The following is a 16294-nucleotide window of genomic DNA, read 5'->3' as shown; positions in this document are numbered from 1 at the left end:
TTAAATGGTTCAGACAAAGATAGAAAAATGTGTGAATGTGAAAAATATTTTGAAATTATTTTTACGAAATTCTGCATATAAAATCAATTTACATCCCGAGATTGGTTATTTTTGTTTCTTTAATAAAGCAAATTGGTATACGAAATCACTGTAGCTGATTTTGATACAAATATTTGTTGGCATTATTTCGTTCATTGCGGGCAAGATCTCGCAGAGCGATGATTAATTATAATTAAAAATCTGTCTATGAAAAAGATTATATTGAAAGCTGCACTGGGAATAAGTATTGCTGTGGGAATGTACTCCTGCAAAAAATCTGATTCGCCGCTTACAAAAGTTACCCCTACCAATATAGATTCTATTGCATCCAAATATTATGAGCAATATTTGAAACTTTATCCGTTAGAAGCTACTTCTCAAGGTGATTTAAGATATAATGATCAGTTGCCTGTTAACATAGATAAAGATTTTATTACAGGCGAAATTGCCTTTTATAATTCTGTGCTGAATCAGCTGAGAAATGTTGATTATAATAGTCTTTCAGATGAAGATAAAGTAGTGTACGATGTCTTGGATTTTACATTAAATGATAAAATTGAAGCTTTTGCTTACCATCCGGAATACATTCCTTTTACACAGTTTGGAGGTCTGCCTCTGAGTTTTCCTCTGTATGGAAGCGGACAGGGAAGCCAACCTTTCAATACTGAAAAAGATTATGAAGACTGGCTTAAGAGAATGGAAAAGTTTCCTGACTGGATGAATGCGGCAACAGAGAATTTCCGGGAAGGGATCAATAATAAAATGGTTTTGCCTAAAAAACTTGTCGTAAAGATGATTCCTCAGATGAGATCAGAAGAGATTGTGACATCAGATATGGAGAAGAATATTTTTTATGGTCCGATCAATAATTTCCCAAAAAATTTTACCAAAGAGAAAAAAGATAAAATGACGAAGCTTTATAAAGAATCAATCTTAAAAAATATTATCCCCGCTTACCAGAAAATGGGAGATTTTCTTGAAAAAGAATACCTGCCAAAAGCCAGAGAAACTGATGGTTACAACAGTCTTCCTAACGGAGGAAATATTTATGCATTTTATGCTAAAAGCTGGACAACAACCAATAAATCTCCCGAAGAAATCAATAAAATAGGACTCGGACAGGTGGCAATGCTTCGTGCTGAAATGGAAAAGGTAAAACAGCAGGTCGGCTTCAACGGAACCTTAGAGCAGTTTATTACTTCTGTAAAAACAGACCCTAAAGCAATGCCTTATAAAACATCTAAAGAAGTTTTGGATGGCTTCAACGGAATTTTGGCTAAAATTACACCGAAGCTGAAAACCATGTTCAGTGTGACACCTAAAACTAAATTTGAGATCAGGCAGACCGAAAAATTCAGAGAGGCGAGTGCAAGCGCGGAATACATCCAGGGAACACCGGACGGACAACGCCCCGGAATCTTTTATATGCCGCTTCCTGATCCCGCAAAATTCAATGTCACCTCCGGTATGGAATCGCTTTTTCTACATGAAGCTATTCCGGGACATCATTATCAGGTTTCTTTACAGCAGGAAAACACCAAGCTTCCAAAATTTATGAGATTTGGCTGGTTCGGTGCTTATGGAGAAGGATGGGCACATTATTGTGAGACTTTAGGTCCGGAGTTTGGGCTGTATACAGATCCTTATCAAAAAATGGGATATTTGAGTGACCAGATGCTTCGTGCTGTTCGGTTGGTGGTTGATACAGGAATTCACACCGGACAAATGTCCAGAGAGGAAGCGATCACCTATTTTTTAAACAATATTGCTTATGATCAGGCAGGAGCTACTGCCGAAGTTGAAAGATATATGGCAATGCCGGGACAGGCTTTAGGCTACAAGATTGGCTCTTTGAGAATCCGTGAACTGAGAGAAAAATACCAGAAAGAACTGGGCAAAAAATTCAGTCTGGCTAAATTCCATGATGAAATTCTTAATCAGGGCTGTCTTCCTTTGGATGTACTGAACCGAAAAATGGAACTTTGGGCTAAAAAGCAAAAATAAAGCAAGAAAATGCGTTTCGACAAGTTTTTCCCGAATGAAATTTTAAAACCTTATATTAAGTATTTTGCCATCTCGTAAAATGATCTTGAATCTGAGTACAAAGTATTGCCTTCTACAGGACTTGTGATTGGCTTTCAATATAAAGGCAAATTGTCTTCGCTTGAAAAAAACAATGAAAACCTGCTTTCCGCAGCCGGAATTACAGGAATTTCCGACACATATAAGATTTTTAAAAATTCTCATAATACAGGAACTGTACTTGTATATTTTACAGAGGTAGGTTTCTCAAGCTTTTCAACAAATCCTGCGAATGAATTATTTAACAAAAGCATTTCTCTGGATTATATTTTTAAAAAAGATACCATTGAAGAAGTTGAGGAGAAATTATTTTTTTCAAAAACGGATCATGATAAGATTGCTGTTATAGAAAGTTTTCTATTGTCGCGTTTAAAAGAAATTCATGAAGATCATTTAGTCATTAAAGCAGTCAATCTGATTTATCATGCGAAAGGGAATATAAGAATTAAGGAGCTTTCAGAAAGGCTTTTTATCAGCCAGAGTCCTCTTGAGAAGCGTTTCAGAAAATTTGTGGGAACTTCGCCTAAAAAATTTGCATCAATTGTACGTTTTAATACGGTTTTAAATGGTATGAATGAGAAAAATATGTTTTGAGAATAGATTTTTCGATCAGGCACATTTTATAAAAGATTTTAAACAATATACGGGCGAAACTCCTGAAAATTTTAAACGATTTTTATAAAAACGATTTTTTACAATGGAGGTTTTTCAGATTATCTCATTTTTGCTAAGTCATTTCCACATAAGTTAACAATAATCAGAAATAAAAATAGAATACAAATGTTTACAGTAGAACAAATTGAAAAAGCACACAGCAAGGTAAAATCAGGAGCAGATTTTCCGGATTATATTAAAGAGATCAAGGAATTAGGCGTAAAATCTTTTGAAACATGGGTGAGAGACAGCCATACAGAATATTTTGGTGAAAATGATTATTCGACGAAATCTCAACCAAAATATACAGATTTAAAAATTGAAGATGAAGTTGACAAGGAGCGGTTCACCCAACAACTGAAAAGTCATCAAAGAGGAGAGACAGACTATATGAAGTTTTGTGAAGACTGTGCCGAAACAGGAATTGAAAAGTGGATTGTCAATCTGGATCAATATACCTGTATCTACTACGACAAAGCCGGGAACGAAATTTTGGTAGAAGAAATACCGCATTAAAACTAAAGCCACAAATTAATTTTGTGGCTTTAGTTTTTATTTGAAATTTAAAAGGGGCTATGTTTTTTGAATATTTTAAGATGTTTTTAGTTCTTTTTGTACAATGGCGTAGATATTTACTCCTATTGAGTGCCTATTTTTAGCTACAATCCCTTTGTTTTTGCTTGTGGGTGTAAAATGGGCAGTCAAAAAAAATAATCAAATCTTATTATTTCATTGTTTTGTAAAAGATTCTAACAAACAAAATGATGAATATAAATTTTTAAAACACATATTCTCTTTTGTCATTGATGAAAGAGAATTTCTTTTTTAAACTTCAAACCATAAATTATGAAAAAAACTTTTCTACTAGTATCTGCGCTTGCATCTTTTACAGCGTTCGCTCAAGTTGGAATAAACACAGAAACACCAAAAGCTACATTAGATGTTGTAGGAAAACCATCAGAAACCGACAAGGTTGATGGTATTATTGCTCCAAGAATCACCGGAGACCAATTAAAAGCAAAAACTGGATACGGGCTTCCTCAGGAAGGTACACTAATTTACGCTACGAGTGGTGTTACCGGTACTCCTTCAGGGCAGACAATCAATGTTACGTCATCTGGCTATTACTATTTTGACGGTGGAGTTTGGGTAAAACAATTGTCAGGAATACTTCCTACAACAGGAGGGAATAATGGTACTGTAACCAACTTTTCTGCCGGAGACCTTTCTCCATTATTTACCACAACAGAAGCTAACACGACCACGACACCGGCTTTGTCTTTTGCATTAACAAATGCACCGGCAAATTCTTTTTTTGGAAATACAACTGGTGCTGCATCTGCGCCATCCTATAATACTGCTTCAAATTTAACTTCAGTAGCAGGTTCAAATACAGCAACAGCACCAGTGACGATTTCTGGAGGAAGTAATGCATTAGTAAATGCTGCCGGAGCTACTGTAGCCGTAAACAACACTGCACCTCTTTGGAACGCTAATCAACTGAATGGAACAGGAGTAGCAGCTACAACGCCTACGAACGGGCAGGTTTTAACTTACAACAGTACAACATCAACCTGGGCTCCTGCTACGGTAGCAACACCAAGTGTAGACTGGCATGTGACAGGAAATACGGATACTGAAATCTCCACAGCAGCAGAAACATTAGATGCAGCAGTAGCATCTACAAATTACTTAGGAACACAGGGTGCTGACAATTTGGTCATTGCTACAGAAGGTAAAACCCACGCTGTTTTAGATACAAAAGGAACTTTAATTGGTGGCGGCAATGATGCTTCAAGTTTATCTTGGGGTAAAAATAATACCGTAGATACCGATACTAATACTATTGCTTTAGGTAGAGATAATACCGCTTCGGGAGATTTTTCTATGGTAATAGGAAGAAACAATTCTGCAACTTCAACAGCATCCATTGCTATTGGAGGTCAGGCTATTACGGGAGGAGGTACAGGAACAATTGTTCCTAACACGAATAGCGGAACGTACTCTTCTGCTGTAGGTTTTGGAAATACTGTTTCTGGAAATAAAAATCAGGTTATTGGAATCAGAAATGTAGTCTCCTCCGCTAACACAGCTATCAATTTTCTAGGAGGAACCAGTGTTTTGGGGGCTGATAATAAGGTGGCTTCTCTAAATTCTAATGTGGTGGGGAATAATAACAATACATTCAGTACTCCTGGTGCTTCTGGTACGCCCAACGCAGTAACGCTTTTAGGAAACTCAAATGGAAATACATCAAAATTAGGAGGAGTAATTGTAGGGAGCTCTAATAATTCTGCTACGGGATATGTTTTCGGTTTGGGAAATAAAAATACAGATGAAGGTAAAACCGATATGATGTCTATAGGGTTTTATGCAGATACAACAGGTTTTCCAGAAAAGACCACTACTTATTCCAATATAAACCATTTTATTACAACATCTGTTCCTAGTGGTGATGCAATAGTAGGCATAAATATCAACCCTGGAAACCTTACTGCTTTACAAAAGCAAAATGATCTGACAGTAAAAAAACAAATAAGAATTGAGCCTCAAACTCCTACATCAAGTTGTACAGCAGAAACATTAGGAGCAATACGTTTCAACTCTTCTACCAATAAACACGAAGGTTGCGGAGCAGGACCGGGATCTTCTACAACGATAGGCTGGAACGCTTTATACTAAATATCAATAAAATATTTTAAAATTATTAAACTGATGATGAAACTTTTTTCTTTCATAGCAACACTTTTGTTAGCTATCAATGTCTTAGCACAGGGCTATACTCCAATTCGAGGAGGAGGCATCAACTCTTACCCAACTCAAAACGGTCTGTTGTGTTTGGTCTGTGGATCAAACGGAACCAAAAATATTATTGATGCAGATTTGAACAATTACACCAATATGGGTAATTTAATTTCTGCAATCGGAGGTAATGGTGTTTCTGTGATCAATACAGTCACTACCTATCCCGCAGGATATATCACAGGATTTAATGTAGATCTTGGCAATAGCCCCATTACCGTTTCTTTATTAAGCGGGATTACCATTGCTACCTATAAAAACGGAGTATTGCAGGAATCGTCAACTTCAGCTACCTTAGCTTCCGTACCTGCTTTTGGAGGACAAAAATCCAGAGTTTTTTTACATTTAAAGACCACCAAAGCTTTTAATGAAGTAAGATTATTAAGAGCAAACGGCGTTGCGGCATTTGATGCGCTGAACGTGTATTATGCATTTGCTTTCGACCCTGCAAAGATGATACAGGAAAACAATGGAATCTGCGATGATTTGATTGGCGGTTCTTTGGCAGATGTTGATGATAACGTATCCAGCAGCAGTAACTTTATTGCCCCTCTATCTTCTTTAATTGACAGAAGAAATATTACGGACGGAGATAAAAACTCTTACGGACAGATTGTAATGCCTGCAGGTTTGCTGGGCAGCTACACGATTGGAGTTTTAGATAAAAATCAAATTTATCCGGCAGGAAACAAAGCAGGTTTTGTAATTTCTCCGGCAGATCAAAATACTTTGTTTACTACGCAGACTTTAAACAATTTGGTGATAGAAACTTATTTGTTTGGTCAGTTACAGGATTCTCAGGCCTACAACAACGGAAACGGTCTTGTGAATATTTCGGTATTAAGTTTCGGGAGCAACAAGCAGAAATTATCAGTTACCGCAACGAAGCCTTTCAACGAGGTGAGACTGAGAGTTAATCAGGCTGTGGGAGTAAATGTGGGAACAGTAAGGGTATATTATGCATTCGAAGAGCCTCAGAATTGTGATTGTAAGCAATATTTACAAACTGATAAAACCGCTCCTTTGAAAGCCAAACTTCTAACAGGAAATTTGCCAAACGGAGCCTGGACACTTTTAGGAGGAAGAGAACAATGGACAGGTGTTTGGAACGCTCTTACAGGCAATACCAATGTGTCTAAGATTTTCAATCCTGAAAAGGTAATTGATGCAGATCCTAATAATTCAGCTTACTATTTTTCTGCTCCGGTTACATTAGGAACTACCGGTAGCCTTGCGGTAGAATCTGTGGGCGGTTCTTACCCGGCAGGTACATTTGCAGGATTCATTATTGACAAAGGAGGCTCTCTGACTGACTGGAGTATTCTCAGCAACATCAGAATCCAGTTGTATAACGGGAATAATCTGGTTGCACAGCAGGATAATGCCAATAATGGTTTGATCAATATCAAAATTTTAACATTGCCTTCCGGTAAAACAATTGTGGGGATGAAATCGCCTGCAACCTTCAACAGAATCAGAATTTCTATCAGACAGGGAATTTCTTTAAATCTTGGAATGAATTATAATATCTACAACGTTTTTGTAGAAGGAGATTTAGACGGAGATGGTACACCAGACTGTTTTGATATTTGCCCGAATGGTGATGATTCTATTGATACTGACGGTGACGGAATTCCTGATGCTTGTGATGATTCTAATTGTGCGGAAGGTGATAAAAGTGCAGTTTTAGATGCTGACGGAGACGGGATTTCTGATGCCTGCGATTTAGATTCTGATAACGATGGAATTTTGGATTCTGTAGAAGATTTTAACGGAAATGGATTATATGACGACGATGATTATGAAGGAGATATTTCATTAGACGATCTAGGTGATACTATAAGCAATTATTTAGACTTAGATTCTGATAATGACGGAATTCTTGATCTTCACGAGTCTGGTATCCCAACATCAGTTATTAATCAGATTGATACAGACAGAAACGGAGTAATTGACAGCAATGTTGCATTCGGTAAAAATGGTTTTGCTGATATTTTGGAAACTGCTCCCGATTCCGGGATTGCAAAATATGCAATTAAAAATACTGACGGAGATATTCTTCCTGATTTCTTGGATCTTACAAGCAATGGTTTTGATTACGATCTATACGCTATAGGAAAAGATTTTTTAGATAATTTCGGATTTGGATTTATTGAAAGAGCTGATGATTTTGATTTGGATGGTATTATGGATTCTGTAGAGACAGATCTTATAAACAGAGGCGCACCAAATTCTCCGTTATCGCCTTATGCTTCAGCAATGAGAAGTGCGGCTCCAGGTAAACAGAAAACTACCGTTGAGTTGTTAACGAAAGTATATCCTAACCCTGTAAAGGCAGGTGATATTATTAATATTGTAATGCCAAACAACGAAAGTGCAGAATATGTATTGGTAGATGCTACCGGCAAACAATTATCAAAAGGTAGTTTCACAAACTCCACAAAAATTGAAACCATAAGACTTGTTCCCGAGTTGTATATTTTAAGTTTAAAATCTAATGGGTTGAGCAAATCTTATAAAATTTTAGTCAAATAAATAACAGCCAATTAAGGCATCTGAATTTTAATTTGGGTGCCTTTTTCATTACTTACAAGCGTAAATGGTTATTTTTTGCAAAAAAGATTGAATAAATCTTTATTCTTAAACAATAATTAAGCTGAAAAACTAGGGATTAGACCCATAATACCCGTTGATTTTGAACCGGAAAACAATAGATTCAGGTTTTTAATAGCCTGAATATAAATGTTTTGTAATTGGATAGGTACTAAATAGGCATATTTAAATTGCTCCACTTTCTATTAAAAGCGGTAATTTTTGATTCGATAAAAACATAAAAGATGACTATGGGTTTAAATAAGAGAAAAAGAAAATTCGAACTAAAGTTCGGATGCTTTTTTGGATTTATATTCATTCATTTTTTTTCATGCTTACATTGTCAGATTTATTTTCATGGTAATACTTTATATAATCCGGACAACATTGTGTATGTTGAAACCTCTGAATTAATCAAAGCAGAAAATACAGTATATGTCTCATCCGGTGCAGTAATTTTTGATGATTCCGAAAAGAGCCATGTGACAGACCATCTGCAAAAACCTACACCAAAGTCTAGCAAAATAAGTACAAAAAATAGACTTAAAAACAACAGTAAGACAAACAAAAAGACTGAAAAAAAGTACAATGTCGGGTCAGCATATTTTTTTATTAAAATAAGTGATTATAATTATGCTAAACATAAATCATCTGTTTATTACAGATCAGTAAATTCCAACAATGAAACAAAGTTTAATACTGTAAACAAAAGATTATTTGAAGATGATACATTAAAAACGCATTTTCATTTTATTAAAAAGTATTATGTAAATAACAAGAATAAAGGAGATGTACTTTTTTTAAAGACCTTATTTTCTCGTCCTCCGCCAGTTTTATATTCTTAAAACGCTCACTTTTAATAATATAAAAATAAACCATGATAAATACTAAACTTTTTTATCTTATCGCTTTTCTGTTTTTTTTAAATACAAAAGCGCAGGATTGTAACTCCCTGTACATTGTCAATGCACAAAACGGCAATGTCTATAATATTTCTGCCCTGAATGGAACATTGCCTGCTGCAGTAACCAATTTAAATGCAGCAGCAAGAAGTAATTTAGCAGTAGGTCCTAACCCTGCAAATACTTCGCAGACCGTATTTACATCTTCCAATACTCCGGCAAACTCACCGGCTTATGTATCTAATGCTACAACAGGTAACAGTATACCTGTTTCTCTTGGAGGTCTTACAGCTAATCCAGTAGCAGGAGCTACACAGGGACATGTGTACGGAGTAAGTTCAACGAGAAGACTCATTAGAGCAAATCCTACCCCTGCAGACTTGGGAGCAATTACAGGAGATGGCATTTGGAGTGCTGGAACAGTTTCCAGCGATGCATTTTTTGATTCTACCGGAAGATTATATGTAATTGTTACTTCCGGATCAGCAAGATACTTATACAGAATTGATATTGCCACATTGGCTGCAACACAGGTAATACAGCTTAGCGGAACATTGCCAACAAGTTTTCAGGGTCTGGCTTTCTATAATGGAAATATTTATGCTGTTGAAGGATTTTCTGCAACTATTTTTTTTGTAAGCTCATTTGGTGCACGTGTATATGAAATCAATCCTAATACAGGAGCAAGTATTTTAAGAACTTCTTATACTTTAAATACACTTTTAGGTCCATTTTCCGGAGCAGATGATTTGGATTTGGCTTCCTGTCAAGTTTTTACTCCTTCTACAGCGCCTACTTGTAATGAGTTGTTTGGGATTAACGGTACGGATGGAAGAACTTACAGAATTGATTTTAACTCTTCAGGATCAATAACAGGTACTACCCAAGTTGCAACTGATGGATCTGGCGGATTTGGAAATATGGCATATGGTCCCGTTCCTTCAAATTTAAACCAAAATCAGTTCGTCGTTTCCAGAAATGGTAACTCTGGTAGGATTTGGGCTGGAATCGCCACCTCTGCCAATACAACTTTAACCTTGCAAGGTACTACTTCAACAACTTGGGGTTCTCCAATAGGAATTGGTACAGACCCAAAAACAGGCTTTGTTTATGGTATTAACGGTAAAACCTTAACAAGATGGACAGGTACTACAGCCGCAGCTGTTACTTTAGGAGATGTAACAGGTGATACCAATTGGACAAACGGAACAACTTTGAACGATATTGCAGTTGACAGTGGTGGAAATTTGTATGTTATTGTCGCAGTTACTAATTCAAGTATATGGCTGTACCGTATAAACCCTACCGCCTTAACCGCTACGGTAGTTACTCAACTTAATGGTACAGTTCCCAATTTAGCAACAACTATCGGTAACGGTCTTGCTTACTTAGGAGACTTTTTCTACTACAGCAGAATAAATGGTAATGGAACAGATATTTGGCGTTTAAATGCTATGACAGGGGCATCTACTTTTGTTGGAAATATAGCTGGAGCAGCAACAGCAGGAAATCGAAGAGATTTTGGAGATTTAGGTTCTTGTGCTACGGTAACCAACGTACCGGCAGCGTTTACTTTTGATTGTACTGCTGCAGGAGGTGGTGTACAAGGAGCTAAACTTCTTGCTAATGGAACATCACAGTCTTCTGTTTTAAGAATTCCGATTTCCAATGCAGTAAATGGGTTAGCAGAATTTACCCTTACAGGAACAGGCATCAGTACATCGCCATCTCCTTACATTGCTACGATTGATCAAGGTGCTACTTTTGTCGATATTCCTTTCACTTTTAATGGTGGAGGTTCAGCTGGAAACCGTGTGATTTCAATAAGCTCCCCACGTGCTACAGGAGCCTGTAATCTTAGTGTTTTGGTAGATATTGATTCTGATGGGGATGGTATAGCAAATTCTGACGATCTTGACGATGATAATGATGGTATTTTAGACACAGATGAAGGATTTTGTGCAACTAATAGTGTTTACACTATGAATGTAGCCAGTACGGTTTCTTCGGGTACAAGTACTTTCAATGCAAACGGCGCTACATTTAATTTGGTATACACACTTACTTCCGGTGCTCAGGTTGCAGGATTGGGAAGTACTTTCAACGTACCTTTCACTTATTCAGATTTTAATAATACCGCAACGTCAGTAAACCACACTTGGGAAACAATTGTTAATAACAGTAATTTAGCAGTAGGTATTCTGCCAAATACAAATTCACTATATACAAGTTTGCCAGCGAACAATACAACAAACCAAACGATTACCGCAGCGTCCGGAACAACCGGAGATTCAAGATTTAGATACTGGCTCGCTACCGGAACATTAGATCAGTTGGGAACTTTCACAACTACAGTAGGTAATTTACCAGCAATAACAGGACAGTTATCCTCGTTACAGAATTTCACCAATCCTGTTTTGTCAAAACTTGCTTCATTTAATTATTCTACAGCAGGCAGCAATGCTACATCTGGTTATTATGCTAAGCTAAAAGCGCAGATTTCAGGCTCAACCGAAGATCCTTACCCTGTCCCATTTGGAAGTACTAATCTTTGGGACTACACAGCGTTTGATGGTCCGGGAGCAGGTAATGCAAACAATGGAGGAAACAGAGGATTAATAACTCTTAGACAAAATACTATAACCTTTTGTAATCACAGAGATACCGATGGAGACGGAATACCTAACCATTTAGATTTAGACAGTGACAATGACGGTTGCTCTGATGCCAATGAATATTACAACAATGCGAATGCAGATGGTAGTGACGGTGGCGTTTACGGCACCGGAAATCCTGCTGTAGACGGATCAGGAAAAGTAATCGCGGCAAGCTACACAAGCACTACCGCAGCCAATGTGATTTCGGCTACGCAAGTTACCATAGGCACGCAACCATACAATATTAATACAAAAATTGGAAGCAATGCCGCTTTTTCGGTCGTAGCATCAGCTGCAACAACCACCGTTTTCAATTCTGGGACGCCGAACTATAGTGCTCCGTCTGCGACCAACACTACTTCAGGTATTTCGTATCAATGGCAAATCAGTACAGACAACGGCTCTACCTGGTCTAATGTTATCAACGGAGGGCAGTATTCAGGAGCTACTACTGCAACATTGCTTGTGAATAATGTAACTTTAGCTCAAAACGGAAACAGATTCCGCTTAATTTTAGTCCATAGTGGAAGGATTTGTACCATTACATCTAATTCGGGAACGCTTACTGTGGTAGATCCTTGTGTAATATCAGCAACCAACCCGGATTCTGATGGAGACGGTGTAAGTGATTATTGTGACAAAGATGATGATAATGACGGAATTTTAGACACCGTAGAATGTCCAACTTATGTTACATCGCCTAATATTTTGGTACAGTCTGCCACAGGAATTAATTCATTTAACGTAGAAACGCTTACACAAGCTGGTTTTTGTACAGGAAATCTCAACGTTACAACAGATATTGCTATGAGTCCTGCAGGTGTAATGTATGGCGTATATGCAACAGGAACATCTACCAGTACTTTGGCGATTATCAATCCAGGAAACTGCAATGTAACCAATGTTCTGAATTTATCATTTAGAGCTAACTCATTATCTTTCCTTCCGGACGGAAGTTTGTTGGTAAGTGGAGGTGATTCGATCATACGCAGAATTAATTTAACGACTAATTCTGTAAGTGTTTGGAGAAATTATACAAGTGGTAACGCAAACGGAGACTTTATCTTTATTAACGGCAAGGTGTATGTCCTTTGGTTTGACTCGGCAATCAATGCCACCAACCCTATTATCAGAGAAGTAACGGTAAATGCCAATTATGATTATGTATCTGAAACGATTTTAGGACCGGTGCAAAGATTTGCTTTTGGTTTAGCAAAAGCAAACGGGAATGAATTGTATGCGGTTACTTCTATTGGAACTGATGGCGTAGGAAATCCACCAGGAACTATTATAAAAATCAATCTCAATCCGTTTTCTTGGTATGTCGTTTCCAATTATCCTGAAGGTTTGCTGGGTGCCACTTCTGTTGAGGAAGGCTTACTAGAGTGCGACACGGATAATGATGGAATTCCAAATAGATTAGATTTGGATTCTGATGGAGACGGCTGTTCTGATGCCAGAGAAGGCGCAGCTAATCTTACCGTTTTCACAAATTCTTCAATGCCTGGAGGAAATTCAGGAGCAAATTACAACGGATTATCTTCTTCTCCTGTTACTCAAAACTTAGGGAATACCATTGATAATAATTCAACTTCTGCAAGTTATGGCGTACCAACCGTTGCCGGAACGGGACAAGCGATAGGTCAATCTCAGAATGGCTTTAAAAATGATTGTCAAGATGCGGATGCGGATGGTATTGCAGATTGGGAAGACGTAGATGATGATAATGATGGGATTTTAGATTCTACAGAATGTACCACTACTTATAATGATTTTGTAACGGCATTTGGTAGTGGATCAACGATAAATATTTTGCCTTCCGATTTTGGATTAGCATTAAATGTTAAAAATCAAAATGTGACAAGAGATTTAAGTGCTAAATTTGGTTACCCATCCAATTCAGGAGCTGTAATTGTAAGCATTACCAATGCTTCTGTACATCCCACAGATAATGTCTGGTGGACTAAAAACGGTGAGTTACCTACCATTTGGAAGGTTACAGGTACAATGAGTGCATTTGTAGGATTGGGTAATGACAATGAATACTATGCAAATGATAGCAAAACCGTACATATCTATGATAAAGCTAGTGTAATACCTGTTACAGTTCCGGGATTAGTAAATCAAGCACCTGTAGCTGGACAATGGACTGTTATTGATACCGAAAGTCAAAAAACATTAAATAATCTTGATTCAAATAGTACTTCTGTAGAAAATGCAAACTGGAGATTTGTTAATATGAATTTTGGACCAAAATCGTTTGGTTTTTCAACCACTGTATCTAATGGAAATCCTAACTACGGTGTACAAATGTTATTAGAATGTGATACTGATAATGATGGTATTCCTAATCGTTTGGATTTGGATTCTGATGCCGATGGTTGTTCTGATGCCATAGAAGGCGGAGCAGATGTTACCAACTCCCAATTGGTGACCGCAGCAGGAACTCTTAGCGGAGGAAGTACAGGGGTTAATCAAAATCTATGTGCACTTACAACTTGTGTAAGTACTACAGGAACTAATATTGGGCTTCCGCAGTACTCAACTTTGCCAACAGGATACAGTAATACAACAGGACAAACTATTGGAGATTCTCAAAATGCTTTAGTAAACGGATGTGTTTGCTATGAAGACCCTACATTGGTTTCTGGTGCTACTTACCCTGTAAAACACGGAATTACAGTATTGGGAAGAGCAGGCGCAGACAATGGTGGCTGGCCAATGACCAGAAACTCTGCTTATACAGCATTGGAAGGTAAAACCAAAGGGTTTGTAATAACAAGAACCAGCAGCCCGGAAACAACAGTAGCAATACCTGTTGTTGGAATGATGGTCTTTGATACGGATGAAAATGCGGGAGCAGGCTGTCTGAAAATTTACACAGGCTTCGGAGCTGGCGAAGGCTGGAAATGTTTCAATACACAGGGTTGTCCTTAGAGATAGAAATAGTATATAATATAAAACAAATTCTTATCCACTCCCTCTTCCGACATTAAGATAATTTTATTCTTGATTAAACTAAAAAACACAGATGATATTCACAGGAAGAGGGATGGGTAAGTTTTAAAAACTTTACAATAATGGAAAAGAAGTACGAACATAAAAACGATAAAAAAATGAATATTGGTAAAAAAACAGCGGTTATATTGAGTATTTCCCTTTCTGCGCTTGCTTTTGCTCAGGTGAGAATCGGTGCAGTAAACTCTGTATCTAATACGAGCAGTACTTCGGTATTGCTGGAGTTTGGAACAGATGATGACAAAGGAATTATTCTTCCTTATGTAGAGACAGTTCCTTCCGGTACTAATGACGCAAAAGGAGGAACAATCATTTTTGATGTCTCTGCCAATTCGGAATACAAAGTAAAAGTGAAAAACGAAAATGCAGGCTGGAGTGATTTGAGTCGACTTTCAGGATACTCTGCTTCAGTAGAAAGTGTGGTAAAAACACCGCAGGCATCACCACTTTCCGACAAAGCTGGAGCAAAAGCAGTAATCGGAAACTCTGCAACTGCAACAGATGGAGTTTTGGTTTTAGATGCTGCAGATAAAGCAATGGTATTGCCGATTGTTTCCAATTATACCAATATTCCGAATCCTTCCCCGGGAATGATGGCGTTTCTGAAACATCCTACAGATTCTGCTAAGCATAGGCTGATTGTTTTCAACGGACAAAAATGGACGTTTTGGAGACCCAATTAGTTTCAACTATAAAAACACAAAATTATACCTGATTTTCTACATAGAAAATGTAACACAAATGAAAAAATATGAATCACGAGAAATTAATGAACTTTTTAAGTGCCTATGGAAAACCTACAGAAGAGGATCATCATAATATCAGGAAATATTTTAAAGTAAGGGAAGTTCATAAAAAACAGGTTTTAATAGAACGTAATATGTCTTGTAATCAGCTTTTCTTTGTAAACAGCGGATTGCTGAGAGCGTACTATACCAATGAAAATGGTAAAGAAATAACAAGAATGGTAGCTTGGGAAAACCGTTTTCTGACTAATATTACCAGTTTTAAGAATCATGGAGATAATAACGAAACCATTGAATGTATACAAGAAGGCGAAATCCTCAGTATAAGCAGAGAAGATTTTGATACGCTTCTATCTTCTTTGAATCTGAAAGGAATGTATGCTGATATATTGGAAGAGTATAATGCAATGCACATCAAACGATTTGAAGCCCTTAATACATCTGATGCCCATCACAAAATAATGCATCTCAAAAAAGAGTTTCCTAATCTTATACAATTACTGAATGATCAGTTATTAGCTTCTTTTTTAGGGATTTCCAGAGAATATCTGGTCAAAAACAAAAGTTTATTATACAGTAAGTAAGACAGATAAATCTGTGAACCAGTTCACAGGTTATGATAAGAAAAAAAGCGAAATTTGCGTGTCAAAAGTTTTCAGGCATCTTAACATTTTTGATAAAACACAAATGAAATTAATAAAGTTTCGATAGAAAAGTAACAACATCCTGTATCTCAGGATGCTTGTTCTTTTCTTTTTTCTAAATTTTCTTAAAATAGTCTCTTACTGAATTTTATACAGGT

At 37.1% G+C, this 16294-nt stretch carries 9 protein-coding genes; all 9 read left to right on the top strand.

Features of this window, described 5'->3' with window-relative positions:
• Positions 1 to 246 precede the first annotated feature (246 nt).
• The 9 genes from AC0NBN_RS16580 (at position 247) to AC0NBN_RS16540 (ending at position 16076) form a co-directional block, all read left to right on the top strand.
• The gene (locus AC0NBN_RS16580; protein WP_160814075.1) at positions 247 to 2043 is read left to right on the top strand and encodes a DUF885 domain-containing protein; all 1797 of its coding nucleotides are present in this window, start codon (positions 247 to 249) and stop codon (positions 2041 to 2043) included.
• A 105-nt stretch (positions 2044 to 2148) separates the two neighbouring features.
• Positions 2149 to 2715 (top strand): helix-turn-helix domain-containing protein, encoded by a 567-nt coding sequence (locus tag AC0NBN_RS16575; RefSeq protein ID WP_474468862.1) that lies wholly within the window; start codon positions 2149 to 2151, stop codon positions 2713 to 2715.
• Positions 2696 to 2803, top strand: a complete 108-nt coding sequence (locus AC0NBN_RS16570; protein ID WP_474468860.1) for an AraC family transcriptional regulator — start codon at positions 2696 to 2698, stop codon at positions 2801 to 2803. The genes AC0NBN_RS16575 and AC0NBN_RS16570 overlap by 20 nt, the downstream gene beginning before the upstream one ends.
• Before the next feature lie 98 nt (positions 2804 to 2901).
• Entirely contained in the window at positions 2902 to 3291 is a 390-nt protein-coding gene (locus AC0NBN_RS16565; protein WP_160814074.1) for a DUF1398 family protein, read from the top strand.
• Positions 3292 to 3621: 330 nt separating this feature from the next.
• Positions 3622 to 5457 (top strand): hypothetical protein, encoded by a 1836-nt coding sequence (locus AC0NBN_RS16560; protein ID WP_160814073.1) that lies wholly within the window; start codon positions 3622 to 3624, stop codon positions 5455 to 5457.
• A gap of 33 nt (positions 5458 to 5490) precedes the next feature.
• Entirely contained in the window at positions 5491 to 8112 is a 2622-nt protein-coding gene (locus AC0NBN_RS16555; protein WP_160814072.1) for a T9SS type A sorting domain-containing protein, read from the top strand.
• Positions 8113 to 9046: 934 nt separating this feature from the next.
• Positions 9047 to 14665: a hypothetical protein gene (locus AC0NBN_RS16550; RefSeq protein WP_160814071.1), complete on the top strand. Its 5619-nt coding sequence runs from the start codon at positions 9047 to 9049 to the stop codon at positions 14663 to 14665.
• Between the two features lie 143 nt (positions 14666 to 14808).
• Positions 14809 to 15429, top strand: a complete 621-nt coding sequence (locus tag AC0NBN_RS16545) for a hypothetical protein (protein WP_474468856.1) — start codon at positions 14809 to 14811, stop codon at positions 15427 to 15429.
• A 68-nt stretch (positions 15430 to 15497) separates the two neighbouring features.
• Positions 15498 to 16076 (top strand): Crp/Fnr family transcriptional regulator, encoded by a 579-nt coding sequence (locus tag AC0NBN_RS16540; protein WP_160814070.1) that lies wholly within the window; start codon positions 15498 to 15500, stop codon positions 16074 to 16076.
• The last annotated feature ends 218 nt before the right edge of the window (positions 16077 to 16294 follow it).

Source organism: Chryseobacterium sp. L12 (assembly GCF_056133985.1).
This window is presented reverse-complemented; position numbering and strand designations above follow the sequence as displayed.

Bases quoted from the DNA above. Each gene is read 5' to 3' on its own strand.
- AC0NBN_RS16580 (WP_160814075.1), top strand. From the start codon at position 247: ATGAAAAAGATTATATTGAAAGCTGCACTGGGAATAAGTATTGCTGTG.
- AC0NBN_RS16570 (WP_474468860.1), top strand. From the start codon at position 2,696: ATGAGAAAAATATGTTTTGAGAATAGATTTTTCGATCAGGCACATTTT.
- AC0NBN_RS16565 (WP_160814074.1), top strand. From the start codon at position 2,902: ATGTTTACAGTAGAACAAATTGAAAAAGCACACAGCAAGGTAAAATCA.
- AC0NBN_RS16560 (WP_160814073.1), top strand. From the start codon at position 3,622: ATGAAAAAAACTTTTCTACTAGTATCTGCGCTTGCATCTTTTACAGCG.
- AC0NBN_RS16555 (WP_160814072.1), top strand. From the start codon at position 5,491: ATGATGAAACTTTTTTCTTTCATAGCAACACTTTTGTTAGCTATCAAT.
- AC0NBN_RS16550 (WP_160814071.1), top strand. From the start codon at position 9,047: ATGATAAATACTAAACTTTTTTATCTTATCGCTTTTCTGTTTTTTTTA.
- AC0NBN_RS16545 (WP_474468856.1), top strand. From the start codon at position 14,809: ATGGAAAAGAAGTACGAACATAAAAACGATAAAAAAATGAATATTGGT.
- AC0NBN_RS16540 (WP_160814070.1), top strand. From the start codon at position 15,498: ATGAATCACGAGAAATTAATGAACTTTTTAAGTGCCTATGGAAAACCT.